This is a genomic window from Alcaligenes sp. SMD-FA (genome assembly GCF_025960365.1).
Taxonomy (GTDB): Bacteria; Pseudomonadota; Gammaproteobacteria; order Burkholderiales; family Burkholderiaceae_B; genus Alcaligenes; species Alcaligenes aquatilis.
On the sequence record NZ_CP110108.1, the window covers coordinates 3,667,600 to 3,685,608 of the forward strand.

Genomic DNA, 18,009 nt, shown 5'->3' on the forward strand with positions numbered 1-18,009 from the left:
CACACCGTCAGTAATGCCCTTAGACCTGGTGAGGTGCCAAGCAGCCCTTCACTCGACCTGATGAACGCGGTTGCGGCCATCCGCCTTGGCCCGATACAAGGCCGCATCAGCTAGAGCCAGGGCTTCATAAAGATCATTGCCATGTTCTGGGTAACAGGCCACCCCCAAAGACACGGTCACACTCCCAACTGTCTCAAATACCGTCTGCGCTACCGCACGGCGTAAACGCTCTGCAAATTGGCCCGCCGCCTCAAGACCTGTCTCTGGCAACACAACCACAAACTCTTCGCCTCCCAGGCGAGCCACGACGTCTTCCCGACGCGCTTGGGTCATAATCAACTCTGCAATCGCTTTAAGCACCTCGTCCCCAAGCGCATGGCCAAACCGATCATTGACCGCTTTGAAATGATCAACATCAATCATCACCACCGCTACGGACTGCTCGGCATCTGTCATTTCTTCCAAAGCGGCATCCAGACCGCGCCGATTCATCGTCCCAGTCAAGGGATCTGTTGCCCCCTGCTGGTACAGTTTGCGAATTCGACTGCCTATCGCAGAAAAGCTTTGCATCAAGCCCTGTCGAATCAGGGCAGCCTCAACATACCAACCCTTAACAAAGCGAATGCGTCGAAAATCAGCGTGATTATCCAGATTGGCCGCCGCAGTGGCCAACTGGCGCAATGGGCTGGCAATAAGCCCGGATAAATACCAAATTGCCAGCAGACTCAATGCAAATACTGGCAAAGCAAGCAAGAGTGTGCGCAACAACAGCTCACTCGTATTCGCGAACACACGCTCTGTGGGACGCTGTGCAATGACGAGCCAACCAGCGGCCGGAATCGCTGCCACACTGACCAGCTCCTGATCCGGATTGATCTCATCAGGCTCGGGCAAGGACTGTCTGCCGGTGATCTGTGGCTGTTCGGTCACTGTCGCCACGTCCTGGGCCGTAGTTCCTATCTGACTTTGCTCCGGATGATAAATAATCGTCTGCGAGCCATCAACGATGCGAAAGTAAGTTCCTTCCTCATAGCTCAATTTATCAAGCGACTCTTGCAATGCACTGCGGCTTTGCAAGTACATACCCCCACCAATAAACCCCGCGTAGGCTCCATCAGGTGCGAAAACCGGAGTAGCAACCATCGTCATCCACCGCCCTTCCCCTCCCTGAAATGCGCTTGCGACCATTGGCTCTGGCACGGCCTTGCCCTGAAACAGTTCCGGCCACAAGGGCAATGCCACATTCCGAAATACAGCGCCTGGGCTAGCGGCCAGCACTGAGCCTGACACATCAACCAAGACAAGCGCATCGAACGCCTTGGTGACCTCCATCACTTGCTTGAACTCTTCCCGTATAACGGCTACATCGAGTTGTCCTGCCGTGATATCCAAAGCAGCGCTTTTCAGTACCGCAGCCGATGAGCGAAGAAAATCATCACTGGCGTGCGCCAGCCTTTCCGCATAAGCCTGATTGACTCGTACACTTTGCTCGAGCAATAGCCCCTGCTGCACCCGATAAGCGGCATGCAAACTGCTAAACAAAACCAAAAAAACGAAAGACAGGCACAACCACAAGATCAGACTTCGCAAATTAACCGACCTGCGTAGTGTGAACATTCGTCTAAAGCGCGGGATTTTTATCATTGAGAATAGCGGCAGGGCGGTGGTGGATATCCATACTATTTTACGTAAGACCATCTGAAACATGCAGATTCCGACGTCAGTCCGCATTCACAAGTAACCCAGAACGCTTTACTCAGTGCCTAGCCCCGCTGATACTGCAAGCAGCGCCCCTTGTAAGGCAACTCCTTGCCCTCGGGCGTGAAGATAGGCCGGTCACGCAAACACACTTGCCGTACCAGCTCAAAGCCGTAGTGCTCCATTTCCTGGGTGAACTTATTGCGATGCCCCCGGTCCGGATCCACCAGCCAGACTTCGGCCTGCTCTTTCGCACGTTGATTGACCAGCTCTGCCAATTGAACGGGTGTATTGCCTTCATAAAGCAGGTCGCTACCCACGATCAGATCGTAACGCTGCTTGGCAGGTATCAGGCCCAAGGAAGCCAGCAAATCGGGGCAGGACTGCTCACCCCACTGCGCATGAACATACGGCAAATCGGACAAACCGTTCAACGCCTGATTCAGCTTCAAGAAATGCGGCACCATAGGATGACAATCGCTGGCGTGAATGTTTGCGCCACGTTTATGCATCATCAAACTGGTCAGACCCAAACCGCAGCCCAACTCCAGAATGCTTTCACCCTCCCGAACCGGACGGTTTTTCAGTTTGCGCGCCAGTTGAATGCTGGATGGCCATAGCAAACCGAACAAGGGCCAGACAGCCGAGCCTATCCCCAAAGATTGTGCGTGTCCCAACGGGTCGGCGTATTGCATGTGATCGGCCAAGGAACGAATACGTAACGATTCTCTGGACGAGATTCGTATATGCTGGATACGGGTTGTTAACTTGGCGGGCGTGGATGAGGTCGAGCCATATGAGTTTGACATAGACTCATAATCGTCCATATTCACGCAAAAAGCGAATTTTTAATTATTTTGTCGTCGTTTAAACTATAGATAGCCGAATTTAAACGAATTTCCGCTTAACGCCGCTGATAAGGACCACTATTGTTCAAAGACCTGATTAACGACCTCAACGACCATTCCATCGTGGAACCTGACATCTTTCTGGACGTCCCCTTCGTCCCCAGCGATGACCAAGTCATCGACACCCTGCTGCAACTGGCTCAGACCGGGTACAAGGACATCTTGTATGACCTAGGCTGTGGCGATGGGCGTATTGTCATTGCCGCCGCCAAAAAATACCGCTGCACCAGCATCGGCATAGAACTGGACCCGCTGCGCGTTGCCGACGCCATGGAGCATGCTGGCCATGCAGGTGTGGAGTATCTGGTGGACTTTGTGGAAGAGGATCTGTTTACCGCAGACTTCAGCCAAGCCACCATCGTGACCTTGTACTTGATGGACACCATCAACGCCATCCTGCGCCCGCGCTTATTGCAAGAGCTGCGGCCCGGTGCGCGCATTGTGTCGCACGCCTTTGATATGGGCGATTGGGAAGCTGATGAGATCCTGCATGTGGGCGGCATCAAAATCTACAAATGGATTGTGCCGGCACAGGTTGCAGGTGAATGGGAGTGGGAAGGTCTGGACGGGACGGACTACCGCTTGCAGCTCAAGCAGCGTTATCAAAATGTCAGCGGGAAAATCTGGATGAATGGCAAGCCCGCGCTGCTGACCGATCTTTATCTGTCCGGCGATTGTCTGGAACTAAGCGCACAGGCCGGTGCGGCCTCCCCCGTAATCAACTCCAACCTGTACTTCGACCATCAGGAACTGCTGTCCGTAGAAGAGGTACAAGAAGAAGCCTGATCCCGCAGGCCCCCTGCCGATGGCTCGTCCACTGCCTGCGCAGGCACTCACAGATTACTGACAAAGAGAAACGTCTCTTAACGGCATATCGCGCTGACAATGCTAGGCTGTTCTAACCCTTGTTTATCAAGCAAAGGAATCAGCCTTATGCGTTTTTCTTCCCTCAAAGCGCGATGCGCAATGGCCTTGGCCACCGTCAGCGCCACCCTTGCCTTGTCGGCCCCGTCACTGGCGGACGTCATTATTCCCATGAACCTGGCTACCGAAAGCGGTGCTGGCGAGCAAATCGGCCAAGTCAGCGTTCGGCAGACTGAACACGGCCTGGTTTTCACACCAGATCTGAAGAATCTCAAACCCGGTGTACATGGCTTTCATGTACATGAGAACGCCAGCTGCGCGCCCAGCGAGAAAGATGGCAAGGTAACGCCTGCCGGGGCAGCCGGTGGCCATCTGGACCCTAACAAGACCGGCAAGCACGGTTTCCCATGGGGCAATGGACACCTGGGTGATTTGCCCGCCCTGTATGTCCAGGCCGACGGCAGTGCCAGCACTCCCGTTCTGGCTCCGCGCCTGAAGTCCCTGGATCAGATCAAGGGCCGAGCCCTGATGATCCACGAAGGCGGTGACAACCACTCCGATCACCCTGCACCACTGGGCGGCGGTGCCGGACGTTTTGCTTGCGGAGTGATCAAGTAAGCGCCTTCATCCCTTTAACTTTTTCAAGGAGAGACCATGAACGAAACGATTGAATCTTCCTTTGAACAACTGCAAGAGATGATCAAGGACATTCGCTTTGCGATGTTCGTTACCCATTCGGAGGGCGGCCAGCTTCATGCCTGGCCCATGACCACGCAACAGGCCAAGATGGGTTCAAGACAGGAGGACGTTGAGCACGACAAGCTCTGGTTCTTCATGGCCAGATCCAGCCAGGTGGTTCACAACCTGGTGGTCAACCCTCATGTCAACGTCAGCTACGCCGACCCCAAAACTGACACCTATGTGTCGGTTTCGGGCATGGCCAGCGTTGTGGACTCCATGAATCAAAAGGAGCGCTTCTGGAACACGCTGGTCGAGGCCTGGTTTGAAGAAGGCATTACCGATCCGGATGTTGCTCTGGTCTGCGTACAGATAGACAGTGCCGAGTACTGGAGCGTGCGTGAAGGCAAGCTGGCCCAGGCAGGCAAGATGCTCAAAGCAACCCTGATGGGTGAGCAACTGACAGAAATGGGGGAGCACGGCAAAATCAGCCCTGCCACCCAACCAGATCGTTGAATGTAGCCTGCTTGTTCACTGAAACCTGACGCCCGGCCTTGCGCCGGGCTTTTGCTGGCAGTCTGGGGGATGCAGGCGTTCCCCCTCGGTCAACGTCCTTCCAGAAGCCGGGCAATGCGCGTGTACAAAGGCCCGGTCAGCACCAGCACACATACCATGCGAGCAACTTGGAAAGAGGTCACCATAGGCGCGCCCAACTGCAGGACTTTGGCGGTGATGGCCATCTCTGCAATGCCGCCAGGGCTGACACCCAGCACCAAAGTCGGGTAGGCAATATCAGACAGCCGATACAGGCCGTAGGCAAAGCCAAATGCCAAGGCCAGGTTGATTATATTGCTGACGGCGGCAACGCCCAGATAACGGGGTGCCCGACGGAAAAAATCCGGGCCGAACTTATCACCCAAAGCCCAGCCAATGCACAACTGCCCCAGGTTGGAAATTTCTACCGGCAAGCCCGACAAAACAATGTCCTTGTACGTCAGGACGGCCACCACCAGCAACGGCCCTAACACCCAGGGATTGGGCAGGCGCAACACTTGAAAGATAAACCCTGCGGCACTGCTCAAGAGCACCAAAAGAGCCAGACCGGGCAAGTTCAGAAAGTCGGGTCTGACCACCGCCCCGGCCTGCTCACCCGAAAAACCCAAGGCCTCGAATGCAAAGGGAATAATCACCACCACCATCAACACCCGCAGGCCATGTGCAGAGGCAACCAGATCCGGGCGTGCGCCGTAACGCTCCGCCAGCCCTGTCATCTCGCTGGCCCCCCCTACCGCGCTGGCAAACCAGGCCGTACGCAGGTCCGTACCGGCAAAGCGAGTCAACATGAAGGCACCCATACAGCACAAGATCAGCGCAAACACCATGCCCATCACAATGAACACGGCATTGCTGCCAATCAGGTGAACCATGGCGGGGGTGAAATAAAGCCCTAGAGAGGCCCCAATAACCCACTGCCCTGCGTTACGCGCCAGCGGCATGCAGGCGGCCGGACTACCGGCCATTTTTGTGGCCGCCGTCAGGATCAAGGCACCCAACATCCAGGGCAAGGGCATACTCAGCCAAGCAGCCACCCAGGCCCCTATCAAGGCCACGCCAAAACCTAGGGCAATTCGAAACCAGTTAGCCATAACAAACACGACAAGACCAGGCCGCAGCCTGGCTCTCCCTCCCAATATCCCCCACCCAACCGGTGGGGGCCACCTCATTATATTTTGTCGTGTCCTTGCTTGCGGGCCGTAATACGACGCAACACGATCGGACCTACGCTAACTAAAACAGCAGCGATCCACAAGCCAATGGAAATGTTGCTCTCGAACAGAATACCGATTTCGCCATTCGTAATAGAGAGCGCACGACGCAAATTCTGCTCCATCATATTGCCCAGAACCACGCCCAGCACCATGGGCGCCATAGGCACATTCATCTTACGCAGGAAATAGCCCAGGACACCGATACCGACGACCAACAGCAGATCAAACGTCGTGCCGTTGATGGCATAAACACCGATATAGCTAATCGCCAAAATACCCGGCACCAACAAGCGCGGAGGAATCGCCAGCATGGAAGCAAATACCCGCACCATAGGCACGTTCATCAGAAACAGCATGACGTTGGCGACCATCAAGGAGGCAATCAAGCCCCAGACAATCTGTGGCTGCGACTCAAACAGCGCTGGCCCCGGCGTGATGTTGTAAAGCGTCAAAGCCCCCATCATGACCGCTGTCGTGCCCGAGCCGGGCACACCCAGCGTCAACATGGGAATAAAGGAGCCGGTTGCCGCACTGTTATTGGCCGCTTCGGGCGCAGCCAGGCCTCGCAAATCGCCCTGCCCAAACATGGCATTGGGGTCCTTGCCTTCGATGTATTTTTTCTCGTTAGCATAGGTTACTGCTGAAGCCACACTGGCCCCGGCACCGGGCAAGATACCGATAAAAAAGCCCATCACGCCCCCGCGTATGGTGCTCCACCACGTCATGCGCAACTCTCGCCAATTAAAGAGCTTACGTTTGCTTTTAGGCACCTCAATCGACACACCGCCCAGCAGGTTCTCCAGCATCTGCAGCATCTCGGCCACAGCAAACAAACCGATCACGACAACGACAAAATCAATACCGTCTGCCAAGTTCGGAATGTCAAAACTGTATCGGTACACCCCCGAGTTCGCATCCACCCCAATCGTAGAGATGAACAGGCCCACCATGGCTGCCAGGATACCTTTGACAGGCTCATCCCCCAACAAGCTGGTCAAGGCGCAAAAGGCAAAGACCATCAGTACAAAATACTCGGCAGGACCGAATGCAACGGCCCAACCCGCCAGCATGGGGGCCAGCAGCACAATCCCGCAAATGGCAATCGTGGAACCGATAAAAGACGCAAAAGCGGACAAGGACAAGGCCACACTGGCCATGCCTTTACGTGCCAGCGGATAACCATCCAATGTCGTCATGACCGCGGCTGCTTCGCCCGGCACATTGATCAAGATGGATGTAATACGTCCACCGTATTCAGCACCCACGTACACGGCCGCCAATAAAATCAAGGCAGACTCGGGCGGCAATTTCATTGCAAACGCAATAGGCACCAGCATGGCGACACCGTTGATGGGCCCCAGCCCCGGCAAAACGCCCACAATGGTGCCAATAAAAGCACCAATAGCGGCCACCAGCAGATTCTGGGCAGAGAACGCAACACCAAAACCGACACTTAAATAGTCAAGAATAGAGCTCATAACCACTCTCCCAGGATGCCGTACGGCAGAACCACATCCAGGCCCAGGTCAAACAACAGAAACAAGCCCACGCCCATCGCCAGCCCGCCAATAAGGGCCTGCTTCCAGGAGCCGCCAAACAAACGCCCAACCAGTGTCGCCATAATCGTAGTGGCGACAATAAAGCCCAACCATTGAAAGAGCCAGGCATAGGCCGCCAGATACGCCACCATCATCAAAATGCGGCCGTTGGCACCCGGTGGATTGGCAGCCACTTGCCCTCCGCCCTTGATCATCAAGCGCAAGCCACACAGGGCGATAATCAGCGCCAGCAGCAAGGGAAAGGCTTTGGGCCCGACGGGCTCATAGGAAAAAGGGGGTTCTAGGTCGTAGCCAAAGGCGGTGATCAAGGCGGCAAGCACCAACGCACCCACGCCTAACACGCGATCATTTAGCGTCATGATGGAATCTCCGGATTCACCCGCCATGGACGGCGGGGCAAAAGGCGGTGTTCCCGATCCAAAAAACGGGGGAACACCGTACAGATTTACTTCTTGATCAGGCCGAAAGAATCAGCCAACTCGCGATACTGAACCACGCGTTGTTTGACATAGGCGTCCAGTTCGGAACCGGTCATGTTGAACGGGAACAAACCTTGCTGTGTTTGCAAGCGGGTAAATTCAGGCGTTTTCATCAGACGATCAAAGGCCTGAACCCACCATTGATACTGCTCGTCAGAGACTTTGGGACCAACGTAAAAACCGCGAATAATCGGCCATTCAATATCAAAGCCTTGCTCTTTGGCAGTAGGAACATCAGCCAAGGCACCGTCCAGTCGCTTGTCATTGAACACGGCCAATACGCGGATGGGAGCCCCCCCTTCCAACATCGTGTGTGCCTCGGCAGCGTCACCCATATAGGCCTGAACGTGACCACCTCGCAACGCTGTGATGGCTTCGCCACCGCCTTCAAACGCTACGAAACGCATTTTGCGAAAATCCACATCGGCGGCACGCGCTGTCAAGGCGGCTTTCATCCAATCCTGGCCGCCAACAGACCCGCCCGCCCCCAACACGATTTTGCTCGGGTCAGCCTTGAAGGCCTCCATCAAGGACTTCAGATCCTGATAGGGCGAGTCGTTACGTACGATAGCAACACCGTAATCACTACCTATCGATGCCAGCCAGCGCACATCTTCTACCGAATACTTGCCAAACTTGCCCTGCGCCAGATTAAGCAAGGAGCCGCCGGAGAAGGCAGCAATCGCATTGCCGTCGCCTGGGCGCTGCGCCACGATGTGGTTATACGCGACCGCTCCCACACCACCGGGCATGTAAACGGTTCGCATGGCATTTTCCAGCAACTTGGTTTCCAGAAAACCGTTGACGGCCACGCGGCAGGTCAAATCAAAGCCGCCACCGGGTTGGGCCGGAGCAATACACTCAGGTTTGGACGGTTGCTGGGCATGTACACCGCTCAAACTGCTCAGGCCCAAAATGCTGCTCGCAAGCAGCACCCGTAGTTTCGTGTGAATAGTCATTGGATCGCCTCCTGGATGATCGTCGTCGTTGTAATGGTTGCGACCTTACCGGAGCGAAGCTTTCGCCTAGCTTTCAATTACCCTGAAAACCGCCAATCTCAAGGGTATACCCTAGATTAAAAGATCAATGCTTGAGCGTCTCAAACTCCAAACGCACGATCAAGCCGCGCTGCTGTGGCCCAGCCTGCAAGCTCATGCGAGCACCATGAATTTGAGCGATGGCCTGCACAATCGCCAAACCCAGCCCCGAACCCTGCAAAGCCTTGCCCGCCTCTCCCCGCCGAAAGCGATGGCCCGCCTTGGCCATATCGTCTGCACTCATGCCCGGGCCGTCATCCTCCACTTGCAGATAGCACATTCCGCCCTCTTGCCTGACAGACACGGTAATGCGAGCACCCCGTGGGCAGTACTTGATGGCATTGCTGACGATATTGCTCAAGGCCTGCTGCAACAGCCAAGCCTCTCCCGCCACTCGCACCGGCTTTGAAGGGACATCCAGCCCCAGATCCTGACGACGCGATCGAGCCAGGCTCCACAGCTCGTCAACCACCAACCCTGCCTGCTGACACAGATCCACTGTTCCCAGGGCAGCACGGCTGCGCAACTGATCAGCCGCATCGCGCACCCGCGACAGGGCCACCATTTGATGCGTCATCTGGGCCGTATTATTCAAACGCGACTGAATCGCCTCCAGCACCTCTTTCATTTCTTCTGTCTTGGCCAGGGTCAGGGCAAAATCCACCTGAGTCAGCAAAACGGCCAAAGGCGTTTTCAACTGGTGAGAAGCATCATCCAGAAATTGCTGCTGCTCGCGTGACTTACGCGCATAGCGATCCATATGCAAATTAATGGTCTGCACCAAGGGACGCACTTCTCGGGGCAGGCTGGCCTCGCTGATGGGCTCCAGATTATCGGGAGAGCGATACCGTACCTCTGCGCTCAGCTTGCGCAAAGGGCGCAACGCCAGCAAGGTCCCCACCAAAATCAGCACAGTAAAAAGGCTGAGAACCGCCACATCCTGAATCAGATTCTGAATAATGACTTTACGGATGAACTCGTCACGCTCGCTCAAATTCTCGCCCGCCTGGATCAAGACACGACTGTCCTGATACGTCTGCAGCCGCCCATCCGACTCCAGCGCCACCGCCGCAATACGTAAAGGCTCTCCCAAATAGTGCGCGTCATAAAAAACAGGCTGATTGCTCACCAGCCTGCCCGGCGGCAAAGGCATGCCGGTAAACCCTATTTCCGACAAACCATCTTCGGTGGCCACCCGGAAATACACCTGACTGCTGATGGTGTATTCCATGAACTCCATCATGTAGTAGGACTGCTCCATGGCCAGCCCACCACTAATCGTCATCAAATTGGCCGACATGGATTTCAACGCCCCCGCCAAGGCCCGATCAAACGCCGCATTGACCTGATCTTTCAGTGTCATGCTGGAAATGAACAGGGACACTGCCGAAGTCAGCAAGGCCGCCGGAATCAGCATGACCAACAAAGTGCGACGCAGACTACTCAAGGCCATAGAGGCTCCTGCAAAGACATGAACTTACGGTTCATCTTCGCTGACCGGCTCCAGGCAATAGCCTATGCCGCGCAAGGTAATGATGTGGACATCCGAGGCCTGCAGCTTTTTGCGCAAACGATGCACCAGCACCTCGATAGCCTCGATATTGATTTCATCTTCATCTTTCTCATTGAGCCGGTCCAAAATGAACTGCTTGTTCACAGGCTCACCACTACGCTGCACCAGAATGCGCAATACCTCGGCCTCACGCGGTGACACGGACAAGAGCGCACCGTCCAGCGTAAAACGCTGTGTGGACAAGTCATAGACCAGGCTGGCACACGCCATACGGGGCTTGTCCTTGCCACGGCTACGACGAATCAAGGCGTTGACGCGGGCCACCAGCTCTTCAATACGAAACGGTTTGGGCAGAAAATCGTCGGCACCACACTCCAGCGCTTCTACCCGCTCCTGCAAAGAATCACGCGCCGTGAGAATCAACACAGGAGTGCGGTTATCCTCCGAGCGCAAGCGGGCCAGCAAGGCGCGCCCATCCATGCCCGGCAAACCCAAGTCCAGAACCAGCGCATCAAATTCCTCGACCTGCAGACGGTGATAGGCCACCATCCCGTCGTTGGACCACTCAACCGAAAACCCTTTCTTTTGCAAGCTGCGGGTCAGCCACAGGGCCAAATCAGGCTCGTCTTCAATCAATAAAATTCGCATGGCGGATAGTAAAAAAGAAAACAGAACAGAAGCAATAGTACGCCGCTGGACCTTATTGACCGCGCTTTACGCGCTAATGGGTTCGGTCAGCTCCAGTACAAAACGACGTAACCAGCGACTTTGCTCATCGTGCTCTTTGTTGATATCCCAAATCATGGACACCACAAACGACGGGACACGCAACGGGACGGGCGAGACAGCCAGGCGGCTATTGCACTCGGCAAAAGAGCGGGCGGCGTAATCAGGCATGGTCAGCACCAAAGGGCTGCCAATAATCGCGTTGATCGCGCCGGAAAAATGAGTGAACGAGGCCTTGACCTTACGCTGCAGACGCTCGGCATCAAATAGCTCATCCACAAAACCCCGCAAGCCATCAAAAGACACACGTCCATGATGGGCATGCAGATACTCCTGCTTGCTAATAGGCGTCGAAAACTGGATGGACTCCTTATCGTATATGCAGATATATGAGGCAGGAAACAGCACTTGAGACTTGTGCATGGTGCTCAGGAATTTGGGGCTGGAACAGATCGCCAGATCCGCCCCATGCTCTTGCATGCTTTGCGGCCATAAATAGCTGTTGGTTTGATAGAAAGAAAAGCCGATCGTCCAGCCCTGCTCGTCAGCCATGCGAATCATGCGTTTGGCCAGCATATTTTCCAGATCGTCAGACAAGGCAATACGAAAAACCCGACTGGAGCGTCGTGGATCAAACTCTTGATCGGAGGTGACCAGCGCCGAAATGCTTTTCAAGGCTTCGGATATCTGCGGGGCAATCTCCAAGGCACGATGCGTAGGCGTCATTCCGTGCGAGCCACGCGTGAACAACTCGTCGTTAAAGACCACCCGCAACTTGCGCAAGGACGCACTGACCGCACCCTGGGTCAGAAACAAGGCATTGGCGGCTTTGGTGACGCTGCGCTCGTTCATCAAGCACTGAAACACCAGCAGCAGGTTCAAATCCACGCGCCTGATATTAGCAATATTAATTGAAGCCATTTTCCTAATTAGTTTGAATAATTATTTGGCTTGATTAGACTAAAAATCACCCACAACCACAATAAGGGTCAGGTATTTATCTGCCCCGCTCGAGGAGACCTCTATGGGCACTGCTACCATCGCCCCTTCACATGCCAATTCGCCCCCTCCAGGCCAGCCGGCCCTAAGTCGAAAACAAGTGCTTGCCGTGGGTATCGGCAACTTTATGGAATGGTTTGATTTCGCAATTTACGGCTACTTTGCAGCCGTTATCGGCAGCATTTACTTTCCCTCTGACGCCACGGGCGTTTCCCTCTTGTCGTCCTTGGCCGTGTTCGCGGTGGGCTTTGTCTCGCGTCCCTTTGGCGCCCTGATTCTGGGGCCCATTGGCGACCGCTTTGGCCGCAAGACCGTGCTGATGATTACCGTTTTTGGCATGGGCGTCTTTACCACCTTGATTGGTCTGCTGCCCGGCTATGCCACCATCGGCATTGCCGCTCCCATCCTGTTAGTCATTCTGCGCTTTCTACAAGGGATGATGGTGGGCGGTGAGTGGTCGGCCGCCGGTATTTTCCTGGTGGAAAGCGCCCCCGCCAATCGTCGCGCCAGCGCCGCCAGCGTGGTGACCTTCACGGCCGGTATCGCCTTTCTGGTGGGGACTGCCACGGCCGCCGCCATCAACGCCAATCTGAGCCAAGAGCAGGTTTACAACTGGGGCTGGCGTGTACCTTTCGTGTTGTCCATTGTGATGACCTTCATTGCGGTGTTTATTCGTCGCAAACTGAACGACACCCCCATCTACCACGAGCTGCAGGAAAAGAAAGCCAACAACACCCTGGAGCGCGTCTCGCCCAAGGACAAGTTCAACGCCTTTGTACTGTCCTTTGCTTTCTCCGCGCTGTTTCTGGTGTCGCTGTACTACTTCATCACCTACGCCAATAACCACCTGGTTTCCGTTCTGGGCATGGGCAAGACAAACGCTCTGTGGCTATGTAGCGCCGCGTTGGTGGTGTATTGCATTTTGCACCCGCTGGTTGGCCGTTTCTCGGACCACTACGGTCGTCGCAAACTGGCCTTGTTCGCCGCCGCTGGCCTGACCATCATGGCCTACCCGATTTTTCTCATGATGAATACCGGCAAACCGGCTCTGATCCTGTTGAGCCTGACTATCCTGGCTTTTCTAGTCGCCATTTCCGCCGTCATGAACGTGGTGCTGCTGGTAGAGGTATTCCCGGCCTCGATCCGCTCCACCGGCGCTGCCCTGGGTCACAACGTCTCGTCGGCACTGCTGGCCGGCCCAGGCCCCTTCATTGCCGCTGCCCTGATCCAGTACACCGGTAACCCGAACGTACCGGCCTGGTACCTGGCTGCCGTATCCCTGGTGTGCTTCCTGATCCTGTATACCCGCCTGCCCGAAACCAAAAACGTGGACTTGTCCGCAGGCTGACTTTTAAAGGAGAGCTAGTTATGAGCAAAGTTGCTGTTATACAAGCGGCGTCCATCCCGTTTGACTCTGCCAGCAGTGTCGAAAAAGCCGCTGCCATCTTGCAGCGCGTGGCTGCCAACGGCGCCACCCTGGCTGTCTTTCCTGAAGCCTTTCTGGGGGGATACCCCAAAGGCATCAGCTTTGGCAGCGTCATCGGCAACCGTCGTCCCGAGGGCCGGGCCCTCTACCAGATGTATGTAGAAGGCGCCGTCACCCTGGGCGGCCCTGAGCTGGAAGCACTGGCCGATGCCGTCACTCAAACCGGTGTGTACACCGTGATGGGTGTGATCGAAAAAATGGGCCGTACCCTGTACTGCACCGCGCTGACACTGGCTCCCGGCCAAGGCGTGGTGGGTATCCACCGCAAACTGATGCCGACAGGCCAGGAGCGTCTGGTCTGGGGCTTTGGCGATGGCTCCACCCTGGGTACCGTCGATACTCCCATGGGTCGCATCGGCAAGGTGATCTGCTGGGAAAACTACATGCCGGCCCTGCGTCAGACCATGTATGCCCAAGGCACCGAGCTGTACTGCACTCCCACGGCAGACGACCGTCCCACCTGGGCCTCATCCATGATTCACATCGCCGTTGAAGGCCGTGTATTTGTGCTGTCCGCCTGCCAGGCTATCCGCCTGAACAACTACCCCGAATCCTTCCAGAAAGAGTTTGCTCTACCCGGCGAATTTGCGCCAGACAGCTACGTCATGCACGGCGGCAGCATGATCGTCAGCCCCACCGGCGAAGTGCTGGCCGGCCCGGTGTTTGACGAAGAAACCGAACTGTACGCCGAGCTGGATATGGACCTACTCAAACAGGCCAATCTGGACTTTGACGTCTACGGCCACTACTCGCGCCCTGACATCTTCTCCCTGCATGTCGACACCCGCGCCAAACAGGTTGTGAAACTGCAAACCGAAGACTCGGGCGAATAAAACCACTGCATCTCGCCCCTCAAAAAAACCGGCCCCATCGCGCTTTTGACGTGATGGGGCCAGACCTGCTTCAGAGCCAAGTACAGCCTGCTCTCTGTGCCTGCTCTTTCCTGTGACAGCTTTCTTCTTTATCCCGTTGGCTCTAGCTCAAGGCCAACGGGTCCAGCACGGGCTGATACGTAGACACCTGCAACTGCGTCTCGTCCAGACCCATTCCCTGCGCCAGAAGAGCCAACATAGCCTGGCTCAACGGAACAAGACCTTTCTCGATCACGTTATATTCCGCCACACTGATCCCCAGCCGGCCGGCCAGGCGTTCGCGCTTGATCTCCAGATACTCGCGCCAGGCTCGAATCAAAGTCCAGCGATGCGTGCGCATATCCTTGAGCACCGCATACGGAATCCCTTTATCCGAACGCACAAAACGCGGTGCGGCCACCAGCTTGCGCACACACTCGTCTTTCATGGCATCGCGTGTCAACAGATGGGCATACAACACAGCCTGCTCGGGCAATGTGCGAGGATCGGTATCTTCAGTGGTCAATAAATACGTGTTCATCATGGCTGACAAATCTAGGGATGTAAGGTGACGGTGAACCATGAACTTACCGACCCGCTCCAGCCCAGTCTGTCAGATAATTCTGAAAGTGCCCCCTGCCCGCCCTCCCGACTGATCCTGATCAACAAAATACGCCCACACAAACCATAAAAAATGCCCCTGAACACGTTCAGAGGCACTCGTCCAAAACACAGCACGGCGCATATCAACAACAACAACAACAACAACAACAACAACAACAACAACAACAACAACAACAACAACAACAACAACAACCAAACCACACGACACCACGTCTAGATACATGAAGGCCTAGGGCCACCCAAGCACAGCGCCATAAAGCCGTGAAGTCGTGAAGTCGTGAAGTCGTGAAGTCGTGAAGTCGTGAAGTCGTGAAGTCTCCAAAGCATCGCGCAATGAAAGCCCAAATCAAAAGCCCAGAGTCAGCCCTCCTAAGGCATGAATTCCCTGAGAGCCCCTCTGGCCTGCGCCGGGGCCTTGGGGCGATTCAGAGCGCTTGCCGCAGGCGGGAGATCAGGCAGGGGTACAAGCACCCAGTTGTTTGAACCCGACGCTTGTACTTGGTCCGGGGGACCAAGTACCGGGTGAGTTCTGGGTGCGCCCTGCCTGATCTCTCGACAAGGGGACCGGTGCGCAGCACCGGCAAGAGCTCAAGCCCCAAGGCCCCGGCGCAGGCCAGAGGGGCGTCTTCACTGAGACAATTCCTGCCTGAGTCCTTATTCCGCCCCCCAACTACAACCTGCAGGCATCAAAACAATCAGAAGTTATATTTCACCCCACCAAAAAAGCTTCTGCCATTGCCCGCCAGATAAGTCGGCATCGCCTCCGAAGCCGAGCGACGAATCACATAGCTGCTGGCGTAAGTCTTATCAAAAATGTTATCCGCCATCAGATAAGCACTCCAATGCTTGTCATGCTGATAAGCAACCTTGAAGCCCCAAATGGCATAGGCATTTTGATGCGTGCCTTCCACATTCTGATGATTGGTCGGCGTATCCGAAGCCAGCCAGCGCACATTCGGCCCCAAACGCCAGCCACCACGGCGATACATCAACTCTGCACCCAGCAAATGCTTGGGCACCCCGGCAATACGATTGCCCTCATACTCGCCCCCACGGAAACGGAAATCGCTGTAGGTATAGGACAGGCGATAGTCCCAACGTCCTGCCGCCGGAGCAGGCAAAGAACCGCTCAAACCCGCTTCCACCCCCTGGTGCCGTGTGCGATCGCCATAGTTGAACGTCACTGACGACGCCCCCGTCGCATCACTGACAGCCATCAGCTCATCTTTCACATTGCTGCGATACACAGCCAAGGACCAGTCCACCGCCGACTCGCCACTACCCAAACGCCCGGCTCCGCCCAACTCAAAAGTCGTGGCCTTTTGCACATTCAATTCCGTCAGCCCCGTCACTGCCGAACGCACATTCATGGGCTGGGGCACTTGCGCACTGATGATCTCCCAATACGTAGGCGCCTCATGACTGCGGCTGACATTGGCAAACACCCGCAAATCCTCGGACGGCTGCCACACCACGCCCAGTTTCGGGCTGGCATACGACCATTTCTGATCCAAGGTCTCGCCACCCAAACGATTGCGCGCGTCACGAATCGCCTGGCTGTACTTCACATCCCCCACCACCGTCCACTGGGGTGCCACATTCCAGCTCAAGCCCAAGAGCGCATTGCGGTTTTCAGCACGCAGGCGATAGTCCCCAAAAAACAAGGCGCGGCTGCCATTGGCGGGATTAACCGCGTACAGCTCACGGTCCATATCACTGCGCGCCCAGTCCAGCGCAAAGCGATAATCCAGGCTGCCTTCACGGCCCGCTACCTGCCATTGCGCCCCATAGGTATGCCCTTTGGTGGGCGAGGACACCTGCGGATTCGTAAAAGTATCGTCCACGGTCTGCCAGTACAGGCCCACGGTGTGGTTGAACTCCTCCGTTCCCCAATAGCTGCGGTTAGCCAAGCGGAACTGCGTGGCCTTGCGATTCGGGTCACGCTTATAGACATTCGCCGCCCTGTCCTGCGGCGTGTCGTAATCACCCATCACACTGCGCGGATCGCTGTAGAGACGTTCACGCGGGACCACATTGGGAATATCAAACTTCAAATCCACATAAGACAGGTAGGTACGGTTCTCGAACTGCCCGCGTTTGAAGCCAATATTGCCCTGCACATTCGTACGCTCGGAATCCGAGTGATGGCGATAGCCATCGGCCTTGTCATGGCTGACAGCCAAGCGCCCATCGAATTCGTCCGTCTGAAAACCCTTGGCCGCATGCAAACCCAGACGCCCAAAGCTGCCGCCTTCCACGCTGATGGTGTCGCCTTGCGTGCCGCTCATGGAGCGGAAATCCAGCTCACCACCCAAGGTGGTCGCACTGGCCGACAAGGCATTCGCACCTCGGCGCACACTGATCAGGGAACTGTTACGCGGTTCCAGAAAACCAATCACAAACGAGCCATCCGCCTCATTCAAAGGCAGGCCATCTTGCAACAACAAAACACCTCGATTGACCGGATTACTTTGAATGCCCGAACCCCGGATATTGAGCCGTGGCTGATCAATGCCACCAAAAAAATCCTGCACCACCAGACCGGGCTGATAGTCCAGAGCATCGCGCAAGGTCACCAGACGCACTTCGTGCTGCGGCAGAATCAAGTTGGTGCCACCGGGCACGGCATCCAGACGGGCTTTTTCTTGTCGCAGATCAGCCTGCAGCACGCTTTGCCCAACAGGCGCCTTGATGACAATGGGAGACAAGGTGGAGGTAGACGGCTCGGCCCAGGCGGCGCCCGACCACAGCCCTCCCAGCGCCAGGCTGACCGTCAGCCGACGCAATACAGGAACGTGTGACATCGTATTCTCGATAG

Annotated in this window: 17 protein-coding genes; 5 read left to right on the plus strand and 12 right to left on the minus strand. The window is 55.8% G+C overall.

All coding sequences use genetic code 11. The features are described 5' to 3' along the window. Positions 1–48: 48 nt before the first annotated feature. Positions 49–1,497 (minus strand): sensor domain-containing diguanylate cyclase, encoded by a 1,449-nt coding sequence (locus OKX01_RS16980; protein ID WP_264672136.1) that lies wholly within the window; start codon positions 1,495–1,497, stop codon positions 49–51. Between the two features lie 266 nt (positions 1,498–1,763). Next, positions 1,764–2,507, minus strand: coding sequence for a class I SAM-dependent methyltransferase (locus tag OKX01_RS16985; protein WP_094198447.1), 744 nt, complete (start codon positions 2,505–2,507; stop codon positions 1,764–1,766). Positions 2,508–2,627: 120 nt separating this feature from the next. Here OKX01_RS16985 and OKX01_RS16990 point away from each other — a divergent pair, with 120 nt between their 5' ends. The 3 genes from OKX01_RS16990 to OKX01_RS17000 all read left to right on the plus strand — a co-directional run bounded on the left by OKX01_RS16990 (position 2,628) and on the right by OKX01_RS17000 (position 4,664). Continuing rightward, complete coding sequence (locus OKX01_RS16990) at positions 2,628–3,392, plus strand: class I SAM-dependent methyltransferase (RefSeq protein ID WP_264672137.1); 765 nt, start codon at positions 2,628–2,630, stop codon at positions 3,390–3,392. A 147-nt stretch (positions 3,393–3,539) separates the two neighbouring features. Further along, positions 3,540–4,088: a superoxide dismutase [Cu-Zn] SodC gene (sodC, locus tag OKX01_RS16995; protein WP_264672138.1), complete on the plus strand. Its 549-nt coding sequence runs from the start codon at positions 3,540–3,542 to the stop codon at positions 4,086–4,088. Positions 4,089–4,124: 36 nt separating this feature from the next. Further along, a complete protein-coding gene (locus OKX01_RS17000; RefSeq protein ID WP_264672139.1) occupies positions 4,125–4,664 on the plus strand; it encodes a pyridoxamine 5'-phosphate oxidase family protein in 540 nt (179 codons plus the stop codon). Positions 4,665–4,753: 89 nt separating this feature from the next. Here OKX01_RS17000 and OKX01_RS17005 read toward each other — a convergent pair whose 3' ends face one another. The 7 genes from OKX01_RS17005 to OKX01_RS17035 all read right to left on the minus strand — a co-directional run bounded on the left by OKX01_RS17005 (position 4,754) and on the right by OKX01_RS17035 (position 12,152). Continuing rightward, positions 4,754–5,794, minus strand: coding sequence for an AbrB family transcriptional regulator (locus tag OKX01_RS17005; protein WP_264672140.1), 1,041 nt, complete (start codon positions 5,792–5,794; stop codon positions 4,754–4,756). Positions 5,795–5,871: 77 nt separating this feature from the next. Next, positions 5,872–7,395 (minus strand): tripartite tricarboxylate transporter permease, encoded by a 1,524-nt coding sequence (locus tag OKX01_RS17010; RefSeq protein ID WP_108728442.1) that lies wholly within the window; start codon positions 7,393–7,395, stop codon positions 5,872–5,874. Further along, positions 7,392–7,835 (minus strand): tripartite tricarboxylate transporter TctB family protein, encoded by a 444-nt coding sequence (locus tag OKX01_RS17015; RefSeq protein ID WP_094197922.1) that lies wholly within the window; start codon positions 7,833–7,835, stop codon positions 7,392–7,394. The genes OKX01_RS17010 and OKX01_RS17015 overlap by 4 nt, the downstream gene beginning before the upstream one ends. A gap of 86 nt (positions 7,836–7,921) precedes the next feature. Then, entirely contained in the window at positions 7,922–8,914 is a 993-nt protein-coding gene (locus tag OKX01_RS17020; RefSeq protein WP_094197923.1) for a Bug family tripartite tricarboxylate transporter substrate binding protein, read from the minus strand. A 124-nt stretch (positions 8,915–9,038) separates the two neighbouring features. Then, positions 9,039–10,445 carry a sensor histidine kinase gene (locus OKX01_RS17025; protein ID WP_094197924.1) on the minus strand — a complete coding sequence of 469 codons (1,407 nt, stop codon included), beginning with the start codon at positions 10,443–10,445 and terminating at the stop codon, positions 9,039–9,041. Between the two features lie 24 nt (positions 10,446–10,469). Then, positions 10,470–11,153 carry a response regulator gene (locus OKX01_RS17030; RefSeq protein ID WP_094197925.1) on the minus strand — a complete coding sequence of 228 codons (684 nt, stop codon included), beginning with the start codon at positions 11,151–11,153 and terminating at the stop codon, positions 10,470–10,472. A 66-nt stretch (positions 11,154–11,219) separates the two neighbouring features. Further along, positions 11,220–12,152 carry a LysR family transcriptional regulator gene (locus tag OKX01_RS17035; RefSeq protein ID WP_094197926.1) on the minus strand — a complete coding sequence of 311 codons (933 nt, stop codon included), beginning with the start codon at positions 12,150–12,152 and terminating at the stop codon, positions 11,220–11,222. A 103-nt stretch (positions 12,153–12,255) separates the two neighbouring features. On the opposite strand from OKX01_RS17035, the gene OKX01_RS17040 reads away from it, so the two are divergent. Both OKX01_RS17040 and OKX01_RS17045 read left to right on the plus strand, forming a co-directional pair. Then, complete coding sequence (locus OKX01_RS17040) at positions 12,256–13,578, plus strand: MFS transporter (RefSeq protein ID WP_238988609.1); 1,323 nt, start codon at positions 12,256–12,258, stop codon at positions 13,576–13,578. 20 nt (positions 13,579–13,598) lie between these two features. Next, complete coding sequence (locus OKX01_RS17045) at positions 13,599–14,549, plus strand: carbon-nitrogen hydrolase family protein (protein ID WP_108728439.1); 951 nt, start codon at positions 13,599–13,601, stop codon at positions 14,547–14,549. Positions 14,550–14,691: 142 nt separating this feature from the next. Here OKX01_RS17045 and OKX01_RS17050 read toward each other — a convergent pair whose 3' ends face one another. The 3 genes from OKX01_RS17050 to OKX01_RS17060 all read right to left on the minus strand — a co-directional run bounded on the left by OKX01_RS17050 (position 14,692) and on the right by OKX01_RS17060 (position 17,995). Beyond that, positions 14,692–15,111, minus strand: a complete 420-nt coding sequence (locus tag OKX01_RS17050) for a helix-turn-helix domain-containing protein (protein ID WP_159063959.1) — start codon at positions 15,109–15,111, stop codon at positions 14,692–14,694. Positions 15,112–15,180: 69 nt separating this feature from the next. Continuing rightward, on the minus strand, positions 15,181–15,414 hold the full coding sequence (locus tag OKX01_RS17055; protein ID WP_264672141.1) for a hypothetical protein: 234 nt from the start codon (positions 15,412–15,414) through the stop codon (positions 15,181–15,183). Positions 15,415–15,886: 472 nt separating this feature from the next. Further along, positions 15,887–17,995, minus strand: a complete 2,109-nt coding sequence (locus OKX01_RS17060; protein ID WP_264672142.1) for a TonB-dependent receptor family protein — start codon at positions 17,993–17,995, stop codon at positions 15,887–15,889. Positions 17,996–18,009: the final 14 nt, after the last annotated feature.